Origin of the sequence: Massilia varians, from assembly GCF_027923905.1 — a bacterium.
Classification (GTDB): domain Bacteria; phylum Pseudomonadota; class Gammaproteobacteria; order Burkholderiales; family Burkholderiaceae_D; genus Telluria; species Telluria varians_B.
In genome coordinates, this window is record NZ_AP026966.1 from 2,193,335 (window position 1) to 2,208,281 (window position 14,947).

Here is a 14,947-nt window from a genome sequence, read left to right on the forward strand (position 1 = left end):
CATTGGTTGTCAAAATTGCTCCCGCGTACTCTGTTTCGCGGATGGCAACACATCGGCGCGTGGAGAGGCGCCGGGGACCGCCACCAGCGCTCCCCTGGTGCGTTCACCTCAACCTGCAAAAAAAAGACAACATGAAAGAACTTTTGCTTGCAGCGGCAGCCGCCATGCTCGTCGCTTCCATGTCCCACGCCGATGCACAAACCGTGTCGCCCAAGCGCGAGATGCGCGGCGTGTGGATCAGCACCCACATCAGCCTGGACTGGCCGAGCCGTCTCGACACCCCGGCCCAGCAGCAGGCCAAGCTCAAGGCCATCCTGGACCACAACAAGGCGACCGGCATGAACGCCGCCTTCCTGCAGGTGCGCAGCCAGGCCGACGCCATGTACCCGAGCGAGCTGGAACCGTGGTCCTACTACCTGACCAACCAGCAGGGCCGCGCGCCCAGCCCGGCCTGGGATCCGCTGCAATTTGCGATCGACGAGACCCGCAAGCGCGGCATGGAATTCCATGCCTGGATCAATCCCTACCGCGCGGTGGCGACCGCCTCCAACCAGACCAACCCGGCGATGTACGCGCCCAACCACGTCTCGCTCGCCCATCCGGAGTGGCTGCTGACGGTCGGCACCGTCAAGATCCTGAACCCGGGCCTGCCGCAGGTGCGCGACCACGTCGTCAACGTCATCATGGACATCGTCAACCGCTACGACGTCGACGGCATCCATTTCGACGACTACTTCTACCCGAGCGGCACCACCGGCGACGCGGCCGCCTTCGCCGCCGACCCGCGTGGCTTCCCGAACACGCCCGAGGGCCTGGCCGACTGGCGCCGCGACAACATCAACCTTCTCATCGCACGCGTCAATGACAGCATCCGCGCCGTGAAACCCTGGGTGAAGTTCGGCGTCTCGCCCTCCGGCATCTACCGCAGCAGCACCGATCCGGCGGTCGGCTCGCCGACCTCGGCCGGCGCCTCGCAGCACTACAGTTCCATGTTCGCCGACACCCGCAAGTGGATCCGCGAAGGCTGGGTCGACTACCTGGCGCCGCAGGTCTACTGGTACATCGGCCAGACCGGCTCGGACTACAAGCTTCTGGTGCCGTGGTGGAACGACAACGCCTACGAGCGCCACATGTACATCGGCCTGGCCGACTACAAGATGAATACGGCCGGCTGGCTCGATCCGAACCAGATCAACAACCAGATCGCGATGAACCGCGCGCACGCGAACATCGGCGGCCAGGTCCACTTCCGCCACCAGTTCCTGCAGAACGACCCGCTCGGCTACCGCACTTCGCTGAAGGACAGCACCTATGCGCGCCCGGCACTGCTGCCGACCATGGCCTGGAAGGGCACGACGGCGCCCGCCGCACCGGCGGGACTGGCCGCCAGCACGGGCGACAACAACGCGGTGCACCTGGCCTGGGCGCCGGCGCCGGATACCGCCGACGAATTCGAGAAGACCCGCAGGTACGCCATCTACCGCTCGCCGGAGCGCGAGATGGACCTGGACAACCCGGCCAACCTGCTGGGCGTGACCGACACCGCCACCCATGCCTTCGCCGACGGCAGCGTCGCACCTGGCCAGTATTACTACTACACGGTGACGGCGCTGAACCGCCTCAGCAGCGAGAGCGCGCGCGCGGCCACGGTCAGCAACGACTTCGAGGCGCCGACCATGCGCACCCGCGATGTATCGGTACGGCTTGCGAACGGCACTGCCTCGATCGCCGCCAGCGAGCTCGATGGCGGCACCAGCGACAACTGGGGCGTGGAGTCGCTCAGCGCCTCGCGCACCAGCTTCTCATGCGCGGACATCGGCGCCCAGAAGGTGGTGCTGAGCGCCGTCGACAAGGGCGGCAACAGCGCCAGCGCGGAAGGCCTAGTGCAGGTGCTGGGCCACGTGCCGCAGCCGGCGATCAGCGTAACCCCGGGCGCGGGTGAGGCGACCGGCCTGCCGGCCAACACCATCGCGCTGGGCTACGGTCCGCAGAGCGTGAGCTTGACCGCGAGCGATGCGGCCGGCGCGTCGACCTTCAGCTGGAGCCCGGCGGGCGGGCTGTCGACCGCGACGGGCGCGGTGACCAGCTTTGCGCCGCTTGCTGCCGGCAGCTTCGTCTTCACCGCGCAGGCGGCCAGCCCGGAGAGCTGCTTCGCGCAAGCCAGCACCACGGTAAACGTGATCGATGCGCGCTGCGGCGAGGGCAAGGTAATGGTGTGTAACAAGACCGGCAGCGCGGGCAATCCGGGGGCGCAGGTGTGCGTGTCGCCGAATGCGGTGCCGGCCTTCCTGAAGAAGGGGAGTGCGCTGGGGGCGTGTGCTGGTTGATCTTGTAGGGTGGTCGGCTTCGCCGACCGCGCGTTCACATCACGGTACTGCTGCCTGTTCGGCTGTTCATCTCCCGATTGAACGCGTGTACGGCAAAGCCGTACACCCTACGAGAAGCGGCTGCGCTTAGCCGGTGTTTCTCAGCCCCGCCGCCACGCCGTTGATGGACAGGTGAATTCCGCGGTGCACGCGCGGATCCACATTGTCCCCCAGCTTGCGGCGGCGATGGATCAGTTCCACCTGCAGGTGATTCAGCGGATCGAGGTAGGCGAAGCGGTTCTGGATCGAGCGCGCCAGCAGCGGGTTGCCCGCCAGGCGCTCGCTCACGCCGGTCACCGCCTCCAGGCAGCGCAGGGTTTCGCCATGCTCGGCGGTGATGCGGCGGAAGATGCGCTCGCGCAGCTCCACGTCCGCCACCAGCCCGGCATAGCGCGAGGCGATCGCCAGGTCGGTCTTGGCCAGCACCATGTCCATGTTCGACAGCAGGGTCGCGAAGAACGGCCAGCTTCTACTCATCTCCTGCAGCAGCGTCAGGCGCTCGCCGCGCTCGCCATCGGCCAGCCAGCCGCTCACCGCGGTGCCGAAGCCGTACCAGCCCGGCAGCAGCAGGCGGCACTGGCCCCACGAGAAGCCCCAGGGAATCGCGCGCAGGTCTTCGATGCGGCGCGTCGACTTGCGCGAGGCGGGGCGCGAACCGAGGTTCAGTTCCGCGATCTCGGCGATCGGCGTCGCGCTGAAGAAGTAGTCGGTGAAGCCGGGGGTCTCGTACACCAGGTTGCGGTAGGCGCGGTAGGCGCGCGCGGACAGCTCGGCCATCACGGCCTCGTAGCGCGCCAGACGGGCTTTGTTCATCTCGTCGGCCGGGTGCGGCACCAGGCTCGCTTCCAGCGTGGCCGCCACCAGCAGCTCCAGGTTGCGCCGGCCGATCTCGGGATTCGAGAACTTCGAGGCGATGATCTCGCCCTGTTCGGTCAGGCGGATCTGGCCGTTGACCGTGCCGGGCGGCTGGGCGCGGATCGCGTCGTAGCTCGGGCCGCCGCCGCGGCCGACGGTGCCGCCGCGGCCGTGGAACAGGCGCAGCTTGACGCCCTTGGCGGCGAACACGTCGACCAGCTTCAGCTCGGCCTGGTACAGCTCCCAGTTCGAGGTCAGGAAGCCGCCGTCCTTGTTCGAGTCCGAATAGCCGAGCATGACTTCCTGCAGGCGGCCCTGCCGTTCGATGACGCCGGCTACCAGCGGGATCGACATCCATTCGTCCATGATGCCGCTGGCGCGCTGCAGGTCGGGGATGGTTTCGAACAGCGGGATCACCATCACGTCGCTGGTGCCGCTCGACACGCGCATCAGGCCGGTTTCCTTCTGCAGCAGCAGCACTTCCAGCAGGTCCGACACGGTCTCGGTGTGCGAGATGATGTAGTTACGGATTGCGCGGCTGCCGTAGCGCTGGCGGATGTCGCGCGCGGCGCGCAGGATCGCCAGTTCGGAATTGGTGTCGTCCGAATAGCTCTCGTAGGGCGAATACAGGGGGCGCGGCTGCGCCAGTTCGCGCAGCAGCAGTGCGACCTTCCGTTCTTCGCTCAGGCCGGCATAGTCGGCTTCGGCTCCCGCGCGCGTAAACAGCTCGGCCAGCACGCGCTCGTGCACGTCCGAGCTCTGGCGCATGTCGAGCGAGGCCAGGTGGAAGCCGAAGATGCGCGCGGCGCGCTTGAGGCTAGAGAGGCGCGGCTCGATCAGCACGGCGCCGTGGTTGGCGCGCAGCGAGTCGGCCAGCACCTCCAGGTCGGCCGCGAACAGGGCCGCGTCCAGGTAGGGCGGGGCTTCGCCGACTTCCTTGCGCAGGATGTGGTCGACGCCCAGTTCGCGCGCGGTGGCGGCCAGGCGCGCGTAGATGCCGATCAGGGCGCGGCGATAGGGTTCGTCGCTGCGGTGCGGGGAATTGTCGACCGAGGCGTCGGCCAGCGCCTGCATCTGCGGGGTCACCGGCACCATCAGGGTCGAGGTGGACAGTTCGGCGCCGAGGGCGTGCACCTCGTCCAGGTAGAAGTCGAGGATGGTGGTCGACTGGCGCACCAGCGCATGGCGCATGGTGTCGGCATTCACGTTGGGGTTGCCGTCGCGGTCGCCGCCAATCCAGCTGCCCATCTGCAGGTACTGGGCGTCGCCCAGCTTCGCTTCGCCGCCGTAGTAGGACGCGATCTCGTCTTCGATGTCGTCGTACAGGCCCGGCACTTCGCGCAGGAAGGTGATGCGGTAGTAGGACAGCGCATTGTCGATCTCGTCCGCCACGGTCAGCTTGGAGTAGCGCAGCATGCGGGTCTGCCACAGGGTGGCGATGCGTGCCTGCAGCAGCTGGGTATTGCGCGCCAGCTCCTTGGGTGTCAGGCCGCGGTCGCGCTCGGCCAGCAGGCGCGCGATGTCGTGCTCGGCGTCGAGGATGCTCTTGCGCTGCACTTCGGTCGGGTGGGCGGTGAGGACCGGCGAAATCAGGGCGTCCTTGAAGAAGTCCTCGACCGCCTCTTGCGGCACGCCGGCGTCACGCAGCTTGCCGAGCGCATGGCCGACACTGCCCTCGCGCGGCGCGGCGCCGCGCATCAGGTGGGCCCGGCGGCGGCGGATGTGGTGCTGGTCCTCGGCGATGTTGGCCAGGTGCGAGAAATAGGAGAAGGCGCGCACCACCGAAATGGTCTGGTCGCGCGTGAGCCGGTGCAGCAGGGTGGTGAGTTCCTCGCCGGCGACCGGGTCGGCGTCGCGGCGGAAACGCACCGCCGTCTGGCGGATGGTCTCGACCACCTCGAACACGGCTTCGCCTTCCTGTTCGCGCAGCACGTCGCCGAGCAGGCGGCCGAGCAGGCGGATATCTTCTTTCAAGGGCGCGTCCTTGTCCAGGGCGGGCTGTACGGCAGGGTTGTCTAGTGCAGCAGGGTTTTCCATATCGACCACAAATGAATTGTTAGTGCCATGGCGGTTGGCCATCGTCTGCAGGAGGCCCCATGCTAAAATTTGTGATCTTGAGCAAGGGCCGTTAACCGGCATCGTCCTGGTAGGCTAGATGACAGTGAAAGAATCCGTGTTGAAAGCAAATGAATCGGCGCAGGAAGCGCCAGCGAAGCTGACGCCTCAAAAGCTCATTATCGCATCCCGCGAGAGCCGCCTGGCCATGTGGCAGGCGGAACATGTGCGTGCCCGACTCGCCGCATTATATCCGCAGTGCAGCGTTGAAATTCTCGGAATGACAACACGCGGCGACCAGATCCTCGACCGGACGCTCTCCAAGGTAGGCGGCAAGGGCCTGTTCGTCAAGGAGCTGGAGGTGGCGATGGCCGAAGGCCGCGCCGACCTGGCCGTGCACTCGCTCAAGGACGTGCCGATGGAACTGCCGGAAGGCTTCGAGCTGGCCGCCGTGCTCGAGCGCGAAGACCCGCGCGACGCCTTTGTCTCGAACGATTACGCCGGCCTGGCCGAGCTGCCGGCAGGCAGCATCGTCGGCACCAGCAGCCTGCGCCGTCAGGCCCTGATCGCCGCGCGCTACCCGCACCTGGTCATCAAGCCGCTGCGCGGCAACCTCGACACCCGTTTGGGCAAGCTGGACCGCGGCGAATATGCCGCCATCATCCTGGCGGCGGCCGGCCTGAAGCGCCTCGGCCTGCCCCAGCGCATCCGCGCGCTCCTGGAACCCGAAGACAGCCTGCCGGCGGCCGGGCAGGGCGCGATGGCGATCGAGATCGTGAGCAGCGCGCGCAGCGACGGCGTCGACCTGCGCGCTCTCCTGGCGCCGCTGAACCACGAGGCCACCGCGCGCGCCGTCACGGCCGAGCGCAAGGTCTCGAAGATCTTCGGCGGCAGCTGCCAGATTCCGCTGGCGGCCTTCGCGACCGTCCAGGGCAGCGCCATGCGCCTGCGCGCGATGGTGGCGACCCCGGACGGTCAGCGCACCGCGCAGGCCGAGGTGGCGGGCTCCTGGGAGCATCCGGAATTCCTGGGCGAGCAGGTGGCGATCCTGCTGGAAGACCAGGATGCGCATGCGATCCTGGAAGCGTGCAAGCAGGAGGCGGCGCAGGAGACGGCCGCCGAAGCGTCGCCGGCACCAAGCCAGGGCGGCTGACACATGCCTGATCGGGCAGTCGTCATCACCCGGCCGCGCGCCCAGGCGCAGCCGCTGGCCCAGGCCGTGCGCGCGCTGGGGCGCCGCGCCGTGGTGCTGCCGCTGCTCGAGATCGCGCCGCTCGACGATAGCGCGCCGCTGCGCGCCGCGCTGGCCGGGCTTCAGTCCTGTGCGATGGTCGTGTTCGTCTCGCCGAATGCGGTCGACGCCGCCTTTGCCCACCTGGACCGCTGGCCGCCCGGCGTGCCGATCGGCGTCGTCGGGGAGGGCAGCCGCGCGGCGCTGGCCCGCCATGGGGTTACGGACGAGAACGCCACCATCCATTGCCCGCCGGATCCCGCCCACAGCGATTCGGAACACCTGCTGGCCAGCCTGGACCTGTCGGCCTTCGCCGGGCGCCGCGTGCTGATCGTGCGCGGCGACGGCGGGCGCGAACTGACCGCCGACACCTTGCGCGCGGCCGGCGCCCAGGTCGCCGCGGTCGCCGCCTACCGCCGCAGCGTGCCGCCCTTGAGCGCGGCGCTGGCGGCCGAGCTGGGCGCCTTGCTGGCAGGGCCAAACGACTGGATAATCACGAGTTCGGAAGCCTTGCGCGGCCTGGCCGGGCTGGTGCGGGAACTTGATCCCGATACCGGGCTGGTCCGCTTGCAGGCGCAGCACCTGATCGTTCCCCATGCACGCATAGCAGAGACCGCGCGCGCGCTCGGTTGCGATCGGATCACCCTGACCGGTTCTGGCGACGCACGCTTACTTGCCGCGATACAATCTCAAGAATGAACGAACAACAAAATAATCCAGAACACATCCCGTCTGGCAGCGTCGCGCTGCAGAAGGCGCCGGCGTCCGCGGCGACGGGGGAGGGGCTGATCCGGGCGCTGCAGCGCCCCCTGCCGGTGGCGGTCGCCATCCTGGCCCTGCTGCTGGCCGTGCAGACCTGGAGCTCGCACAGCCGCATCAACACGCTGCGCCGCGACATGGCGCAAAGCTTGCAAAAGGGCAATGCCGTGAATGCCGAGACCGCGGCGCTGGCGCGCGAGGTGGCGGATACGGCCAAGGAGCTGCAGATCAAGGTCGGCGTGCTGGAAAGCCGCCAGTCCGAGGCCCAGACCCAGCAGCTGGCGCTCGAGCAGCTCTACCAGGACCTGTCGAAGAACCGCGACGAGTGGGCGCTGTCCGAGGTCGAGCAGGTGCTGAACACGGCCAGCCAGCAATTGCAGCTGGCCGGCAACGTACAGGGCGCCCTGATCGCGCTTGCCAACGCCGACCGTTCGCTGGGCCGTTCCGACAAACCGCAATTCCTGAACATCCGCCGCGCCATCGGCGCCGACATCGAGCGCCTGAAAGCCTTGCCGGCGGTCGATCTGGCCGGCGTCGCGCTGCGCCTGGACAACGTCATTGCCCAGGTGGACACGCTGCCGATGCTGTCCGACGAACAGCCGCTGCTGCCGGCCGCCCCGGTACGCGAGACCCGCAGGCAGGCAGGAAGCGGCCCCGCCCCGGCGCCGGAAACCCTGGGCCTGGGTCAGCGCATGATCCAGACCTGGCGCAACTGGAGCCAGGAGATGTGGGACGACGTGCGCCAGCTGGTGCGGGTGCGCAGCGTCGACACGCCGGAAGCGCTGATGCTGTCGCCCACCGAGTCCTTCTTCGTGCGCGAAAACCTCAAGCTGCGCCTGCTGAACGCGCGCCTGGCCCTGTTGTCGCGTAACGAGACGGCTTTCCGCGATGACCTGGCCAGCAGCCAGGAGATCCTGCTCAAGTATTTCGACACGCGCTCGCGCGCCACCCAGTCGGCGCAAGGCGCGCTGCGCCAGGTGCAGGCCAACAACCTGGCGATCGAGATGCCGACCCTGTCCGAGAGCCTGAACGCGGTGCGCAACTACAAGGCGAAGCAATAAGATGCGGCTCCTCCTCTGGTTAGTCGCCCTGATGGCCGGGGCCATCGGTATCGCCGTGACGGCGCGTTTCAATCCGGGCAACGTGGTGCTGTTCTACCCGCCGCACCGGCTCGACATGTCGCTCAACCTGTTCGTGGTGCTCCTGGTGCTGCTGTTCCTGGTCGCGTACGGCCTGGTGCGGGCCCTGAAGTCGACCCTCAAGATGCCCCAGCGGGTAGCGGCCTACCGCCAGCGCAAGCGCGAGCGCGAAGGCAACAAGGGCTTGCGCGACGCGCTCAAGGCCTTGTTCGAAGGCCGCTTCGGCCACGCCGAGAAAGCCGCCATGCGCGCCGCCGAGCTGCCCGAGAACGCCGGCCTGGCGGCCCTGATCGGCGCGCGGGCCGCGCACCGCATGCGCGAACCGGCGCGCCGCGACGCCTGGCTGGCCGGCATCGTCCACGACAACGCGCTCAAGACCGCGCGCCTGATGACGGTGACCGAGCTGCTGGTCGACGACCACCAGCCGGAAGCCGCGCTCGAGGCGGTCGCCGAGCTCAATGCCAGCGGCCAGCGCCACATCCACGCGCTGCAATGGTCGATGAAGGCCCACCAGCAGGCGCGCAACTGGCCGGAAGTGCTGCGCCTGGTGCGCATCCTCGACAAGCGCAAGGCCCTGCATCCGGCGCTGTCGACGCGCCTGCGCGAGCTGGCTTACGAAGCCCTGCTGGGCGAACCGGGCCACGACGCCGAATCGATCCGCCGCGTCTGGGCCGGCGTGCCGGCCAGCGACCGCCAGGTGCCCTACATCGCGGCGCGCGCCGCCGGCGCCTTCAACGCGCGCGGCCTGCACGACGAGGCGCGCGCCATCGCCGAGGAAGCGCTCAAGGCGAATTGGGACGAGCGCGTGGTGCGCGCCTACCGCGAAGCGGCCGGACCTGCCGGCTCGCCCACCCTGCTGACCCAGATCGAGCACTGCGAAGCCTGGCTCAAGGAGCGTCCGACCGACCCCGAGCTGGCGCTGACCCTGGGTGCTCTCTGCCTCAAGCAAAAGTTGTGGGGCAAGGCCCAGCGCTACCTGGAGGGGGCGCTGTCGGACGCCACCGAGGCATCGTTGGTGCGCGAGGCGCACCTGAAACTGGCCCAGATGCACGAGGCGCTGGGGCAGGAGCAGGAAGCGGCGAATCATTACCGGCAGTGCGCGCTGGCCAGCATCCTTTGACCTCTCGTAGGGTGGGCGGCTGTACCGGGGTGCATGCTGAGCTGCGCCATCGATGCCGCCCACGCGGTGATAGGTAGCGGCAAGATCATCCCGCGCGCGATCGGAGCCGCCAGGTATCACCGCGTGGGCGGCACCGGCGACGCGGCCGGCCACTGTCACGAATGGAGCCGCCCACCCTAATGTGATGGACTCCACCCTCCCGATATCGGCATCATTGTGCCAAGCGTGCCAGATTGGGCTGGCACGCTAAAACAAGAGGGGGAGTCACCATGAATGCTAACGCCAAAGTGATTGGTTTGGATATTGCGAAGGACGTGGCCAGGGTGATCTGGGCATTGATGACGCACGGACGTCCTTATGATCCGGCCTGGTCGAAAGACACGACCAGGCCGGCTTGAAAAGATGATCTACTAACTCAGCAACAAGAAGGAGCAACACCGCCAAGTTTGCGACGATGAAGAAAGAATGATGCCAACAGGTCGGACCGGCGTCGGGTGAATCCGCTGTTCGTAGTGGCCCATCGAGGCCGTCACCCTATGAGGATCCTGGCGCGCGTATCACATCAGGGCCAGAGCACTGGAAACGCTCAACACACAGGCCGAATAGATACAAGCAAACTCTTCCTAAGGCAGAAATTCAATCTTCCTCTTGCAAATCGGGTGGAGTCCATAGATACGAACGGGATGCCGTACCGACAAGCACCTGACGCGCCATCCACTTGCCGCTTTCGCTATAATGACGCACCTTATTAAAACTTCAGCAAGCAAGGAATTCCATGAGCCTGAATAACGTCCCAGCCGGCAAAGACGTGCCGAACGACTTCAACGTCATCATCGAGATCCCGATGAACGCCGACCCGGTCAAGTACGAGGTCGACAAGGACAGCGGCGCAATCTTCGTCGACCGCTTCATGGGTACCGCCATGCACTATCCGTGCAACTACGGCTACGTGCCGCAGACCATCGCCGACGACGGCGACCCGTGCGACGTGCTCGTGATCACCCCGTTCCCGCTGCCGCCGGGCGTGGTGGTGCGCTGCCGCGCGCTGGGCGTGCTGAAGATGACCGATGACGGCGGCGGCGACGCCAAGGTCATCGCGGTGCCGGTCGAAAAAGTCCTGCCGATGTACAAGAAGATCCAGAAGCTGGAAGACCTGGAAGAACTGCGCCTGCAGCAGATCCAGCACTTCTTCGAGCACTACAAGGACCTCGAGCCGGGTAAATGGGTCAAGATCGAAGGCTGGGCCGATGCCCAAGCCGCCAAGGACGAGATTACCAACGGCGTCGAAGCGTTCAAGCGCAAGGGCCAGGAATAATCTGCCTCGCACGCCGCGTGCGCACGCGGCGTGCCTTGCAAGTGAAAGAAGCCGGCGTCCCTCATCGGGGACGCCGGCTTTTTCTTTGGCAGCGAGGCTACCACCCGATGTCGCGCAGCAGGGGGAAGGTCAGGTCACGCGGCGGCCTGACCACGTGCAGCAGGTCGGCGTTGATCGAGGGCTCCATCAGCTGGTTCGGCTTGGTTTCGGTGGTGTAGTGCGACACCGAGGAGCCCGACTGGTTGATGCTGCGGCTGTACATCAGGATGCGCCGTTGCCGGTCGGTGCCTGCCAGCCGGGTCGGGTCGAGGCCGAAGGTGGCGATGACGCCCGACATCGTGCGCGAGCGCTGCTGCAGCGCCGCCTTGATGGCGACGCCGTCGGACAGGGTGATGCGCAGCGAGGGGATCCGGATGCTCGGATCGGCGCCGCTCAGGCCGATGATGTCGCCAGGAGCATTGTCGACCACCAGCATGCCGATCGCGCCGGCCGCCTGCACGTTGCGCGCCTTGGTGACGAAATCGCAGCTGCCGCGGTCCACCAGGGCGATGTTGTTGCGCACGGCCAGGGCATTGTTGAAGCTGAGCGGCGTGCAGGCCAGCCCGGTGCCGTTCGGCTGGTCCACCACCGGCATCAACTGGCCGCTCAGGCCGCGTGCGCTCACCGGCGGACCGAAGGAGGCGTCGCCGACGTAGTAGTCGCCGCGGGCGGCCCCGGCGTTCGCGCCCCCGATGCTCAGGTTGGTGCGCGGCGCCAGCACACGCGGCACCGCCGCGGTGACGTTCGGACCGTTCCAGGACAGGCCGCGCCAGCTGATGGCCGAAATGCGGCGCTGCTCGTCGCTCATGGCCACCCAGGGCATGTTGTTGCGGTTGTTGACCAGGAAGTAGTCCCAGATCGAGGGGATGCCGAGCAACTGTTCGCCCGTTTCGTCGTCGGTAAAGGTCTGGAAGCCGAGCCCGTGCGCCATTTCGTGCAGCAGGACCGTGACCAGGTCGATCTGCCCGTTGGCGCGCCGGTCCAGGCCCAGGTAGAAGGGCGAGCCCGGCAGGCAGTCGGGGAACAGGCCGAGGCGCGAGTTGAAGCGCGCGATGATGTGCGGGTCGGTCGGCTCGCTCAGGTCTTCGCCGGCCAGCTTGCTGGCCAGCGCCGCCGGATACCAGGTGTTGGCGCGCGGGGCGTTCGGGAAGTCGGACCAGATCTGGTAGGCGCCGGCCGAACCGAGCACCGCGCCGCTGGCCGTGCAGGACAGCGGCACGAAGGCGGCGCCGACGCGGATCGTCACATTGCTGTCGAGCGTGGCGCCCCAGATGCTTGCTGCGCGCTGGAAGGCGATCAGGCGCTGGGCGCCGAGCGTGGTGCCGGTGTTTCCGCCGACCGGCGCGGCCGGCGTCGGGTCGTTGAAGCCTTCGCCCGGCGCGTTCAGGTTGACGATGACGATGGTGGCGGCCGCCTGCGCGGCGCCGGCGGCGCCGAGCGCGGCGGCGAAGGCGGCAGCCGAGCAGGCCAGCGTGAGGGCGAAGCTGCGCAGCAGCGTGGTGAACTTGGCAGCTTTCATTGACGATGCTCCTTTGGCTGGGTGGCGCCATGCTGGTGTGTGCCCTCGAGCGCATGGTCGGCGGCATGCGCGCCGTGCACGCATTGCTCCTCGAGCTTGCCGTCGGCGCCGCGCGTGACGACCGAATACACCATGCCGCGTTCGCCGAGCTGGACCGAGCGGCGGCCGCCGGGGCCGGTGACCATCTTCGGCGCGGGAGCGGCAACCGCGGCGGCCGACGCGTTGGTGCGCGGGTGCAGGGCGCGCGCCTCGTCCGCGGTGGGCGCGCGCAGCTCGCCGGTGTCGGCGTCGCGCACGACCACCATGCCCTGCTGGGCCGGGGCCGGCTGGGATTCGGCCTGCTGGGCCAGCGCGGGAAAGGCAAGCGCGGCGAGCGGCAGGAAAACTATGGATGCTGGGCTGAACATGGCATTCTCCTTAAACGGTGGGGGACGCCTCGTTGACGGATGGCGCCGGCGCCCGCCTGCGCAGGCGGCGCGCATGCGCCCCGACCGCGCCGAGACCCGCCAGCAGCATCAGGTAGGTCGACGGTTCCGGCACGGCGGTGACCACCTTGACGGTATCGAGCCCGATGTAGGAAAGCGTCTCGGCATTGCCGAGGTAGCGGAAAGCGAAGCGTCCTTCTCCTTGGACATCGAGGCTCGTCGTCCATTGCGCCCACTGGGCGGGAAAACCGGTTTCGCCGCCGATGGCCAGCAGCAGGGTGTCGAAACCGTCGGCGCTGGTGTTGCTGCCGTAGCTGAAACGCACCTCGAGCTGGTCGAAAAAGCCGGGCTCGGGGGCGCGGTTGGTAAAGAAGGACAGGGTGGTGAGGCCGTTCAGCGACAGGGTCGGGGTGATCAGCCAGTTGTCCACCAGGCCGAGGCCGTTGGCGGCGCTCAGGTAGTTGACGCCGGCGTAGGAGCCGGCTGCGCCCGACTGTGCCGGGAAAATGCTGGAATTGCCCTGGAACCATCCGTTGCCGGGCGGCGTACTGCGGTTGATCTGCGCCCAGTCGGACAGCGCTGCCACGCTGCCGAAGCCTTCGTCGAGGACGACGACGCCGGCCGCATGGCCGGGCAGCGGCGCCCACGCGGCCGCCGCAAGGAGCGCCGCGCCGGCAAGTGAGGTAAGTCTTTTCATGATTCCCCTTTCGTACTGAGCCAGAAAGAAAATGGTGGTCCACGCGCGCTGGCTGACGGCGAGTCCATGCATCGCTCAATGGTAGGAGCAGGCTGCTCGGCAAACTTGATGCTTATTCAGTGCGGGTAGGCCGGGATGGGGCTTGGCTCAAGGGCGAGAGGGGAACTAAGAGAGCGCCTAACAATTCCCCCGATGGCTGCGTTGCATCGTCTCGCCGTACTAGCGTACTGTCTTCGACGATGCGCCTTGCCCTCGGGGTTTTGTTAGGCGCTCTACATCGCGGAAAAGAGAACGGCCTCCGCGAGGGAGGCCGTGAACTGCTGCTGAGAAAATGCAGGCGGGACTACCTGGCTTGCCGCGCCAGGAAAGCGCGCAACCTCAGCTTGCCGACGATCCCGATCGGGAAGAAGTAGATCGACAGGATGAACAGCACGCCCAGCCACAGCATCCAGCGGTCGGGGTGCAGCAGCGCGGCCAGCATCGGCACGCCGGACAGCGCCTCGGAGCCTGCGCCCATCAGCCCCTGCAGGTAGTTCTGCGCGATGATGAACAGGGCCGCGCCCACCACCGCGCCGTACATCGTCCCCATGCCGCCGATGACGACGATCAGGAGGATGTCGGTCATCACCTTGAAGCCGAGCGAGGTGTCCGGTCCCACGTAGCGCAGCCACAGGGCCATCAGCGCGCCGGCCAGTGCCGCCACCAGTGCCGCCAGGCAGTTGGCCCAGATGCGGTAGGTCATGGTGCGGTAGCCCAGCGCCTCGGCGCGGAACTCGTTCTCGCGGATCGCCTGCAATACCCGGCCGAACGGCGAGTTGACCAATCGCAGCAGGAACAGGAACAGCAGCAGGCAGCCGAAGAACACCAGGTAATAGGTGAGCAGCTTGCCGTCGATCGCGCGCCCGAAGACCTCGTTTTCCATCAGCGTGAAGCCGGGCGTGAGCACTTCGGGGACGCTGAAGGTGATGCCGTCCTCGCCGCCGGTGAAGTCCGACAGCTGCGAGGCCAGCACCGCGAACGAGGACGCGACGGCCAGCGTGATCATGGCGTAGAAGATGGCGCGCACGCGCAGGGCGAACAGGCCGACCACCAGGGCCAGGGCCAGCGCCAGCAGCAGGGCGATCCCGAGGCCGCCCAGGGCCGCGCTCCAGGTCGGCTCATCCACGTGCGCCAGCCCGATGCCGATGCCGTAGGCGCCGATGCCGTAGAACATGGTGTGGGCGAAGGAGACGATGCCCGTGTAGCCCAGCAGCAGGTCGTAGGACGCCACCAGCACGATGTAGACGCAGATCGTGGCGGCGGTGTTGAGCGGGCGCGCGCCCGAGGTCAGGAAGGGCGCGAAGGCCAGTCCCAGCAGGATCAGGAGCAGGCTTGCTGCCAGCAGGCGGCTGCGCGGCATGTCGGCGGATAACAGTCGGTGCAGCATA

General features: G+C 67.4%; 13 protein-coding genes. 8 read left to right on the forward strand and 5 right to left on the reverse strand.

The features are described from left to right. The first annotated feature begins 131 nt into the window (after window positions 1-131). Window positions 132-2,327, forward strand: a complete 2,196-nt coding sequence (locus tag MasN3_RS10035) for a family 10 glycosylhydrolase (protein ID WP_281913873.1) — start codon at window positions 132-134, stop codon at window positions 2,325-2,327. Window positions 2,328-2,453: 126 nt separating this feature from the next. On the opposite strand, the gene ppc is transcribed toward MasN3_RS10035, so the two are convergent. Further along, a complete protein-coding gene (gene ppc / locus MasN3_RS10040) occupies window positions 2,454-5,258 on the reverse strand; it encodes a phosphoenolpyruvate carboxylase (RefSeq protein ID WP_281913874.1) in 2,805 nt (934 codons plus the stop codon). A 178-nt stretch (window positions 5,259-5,436) separates the two neighbouring features. Here ppc and hemC point away from each other — a divergent pair, with 178 nt between their 5' ends. From hemC to ppa, 7 genes are all read left to right on the forward strand, one after another. After that, complete coding sequence (hemC, locus tag MasN3_RS10045; RefSeq protein ID WP_370662356.1) at window positions 5,437-6,429, forward strand: hydroxymethylbilane synthase; 993 nt, start codon at window positions 5,437-5,439, stop codon at window positions 6,427-6,429. 3 nt (window positions 6,430-6,432) lie between these two features. Continuing rightward, on the forward strand, window positions 6,433-7,206 hold the full coding sequence (locus tag MasN3_RS10050; protein WP_281913876.1) for a uroporphyrinogen-III synthase: 774 nt from the start codon (window positions 6,433-6,435) through the stop codon (window positions 7,204-7,206). Next, complete coding sequence (locus MasN3_RS10055; RefSeq protein WP_281913877.1) at window positions 7,203-8,327, forward strand: uroporphyrinogen-III C-methyltransferase; 1,125 nt, start codon at window positions 7,203-7,205, stop codon at window positions 8,325-8,327. The genes MasN3_RS10050 and MasN3_RS10055 overlap by 4 nt, the downstream gene beginning before the upstream one ends. 1 nt (window position 8,328) lies before the next feature. Then, window positions 8,329-9,525 (forward strand): heme biosynthesis protein HemY, encoded by a 1,197-nt coding sequence (locus tag MasN3_RS10060; protein ID WP_281913878.1) that lies wholly within the window; start codon window positions 8,329-8,331, stop codon window positions 9,523-9,525. Window positions 9,526-9,558: 33 nt separating this feature from the next. Then, entirely contained in the window at window positions 9,559-9,705 is a 147-nt protein-coding gene (locus MasN3_RS10065) for a hypothetical protein (protein ID WP_281913880.1), read from the forward strand. 89 nt (window positions 9,706-9,794) lie between these two features. Further along, the gene (locus tag MasN3_RS10070) at window positions 9,795-9,923 is read left to right on the forward strand and encodes a hypothetical protein (protein ID WP_281913881.1); all 129 of its coding nucleotides are present in this window, start codon (window positions 9,795-9,797) and stop codon (window positions 9,921-9,923) included. Window positions 9,924-10,300: 377 nt separating this feature from the next. Next, window positions 10,301-10,840 carry an inorganic diphosphatase gene (gene ppa / locus MasN3_RS10075; protein ID WP_281913882.1) on the forward strand — a complete coding sequence of 180 codons (540 nt, stop codon included), beginning with the start codon at window positions 10,301-10,303 and terminating at the stop codon, window positions 10,838-10,840. 97 nt (window positions 10,841-10,937) lie between these two features. Here ppa and MasN3_RS10080 read toward each other — a convergent pair whose 3' ends face one another. From MasN3_RS10080 to MasN3_RS10095, 4 genes are all read right to left on the reverse strand, one after another. Beyond that, a complete protein-coding gene (locus MasN3_RS10080; RefSeq protein WP_281913884.1) occupies window positions 10,938-12,398 on the reverse strand; it encodes a PA domain-containing protein in 1,461 nt (486 codons plus the stop codon). Beyond that, window positions 12,395-12,805, reverse strand: coding sequence for a post-PEP-CTERM-1 domain-containing protein (locus MasN3_RS10085; protein ID WP_281913886.1), 411 nt, complete (start codon window positions 12,803-12,805; stop codon window positions 12,395-12,397). Before MasN3_RS10085 ends, MasN3_RS10080 begins: the two co-directional genes overlap by 4 nt. 10 nt (window positions 12,806-12,815) lie before the next feature. Then, on the reverse strand, window positions 12,816-13,520 hold the full coding sequence (locus tag MasN3_RS10090) for a choice-of-anchor J family PEP-CTERM protein (protein WP_281913887.1): 705 nt from the start codon (window positions 13,518-13,520) through the stop codon (window positions 12,816-12,818). A gap of 343 nt (window positions 13,521-13,863) precedes the next feature. Continuing rightward, window positions 13,864-14,946, reverse strand: coding sequence for a branched-chain amino acid ABC transporter permease (locus tag MasN3_RS10095; RefSeq protein WP_281914472.1), 1,083 nt, complete (start codon window positions 14,944-14,946; stop codon window positions 13,864-13,866). Between the last annotated feature and the right edge of the window lies 1 nt (window position 14,947).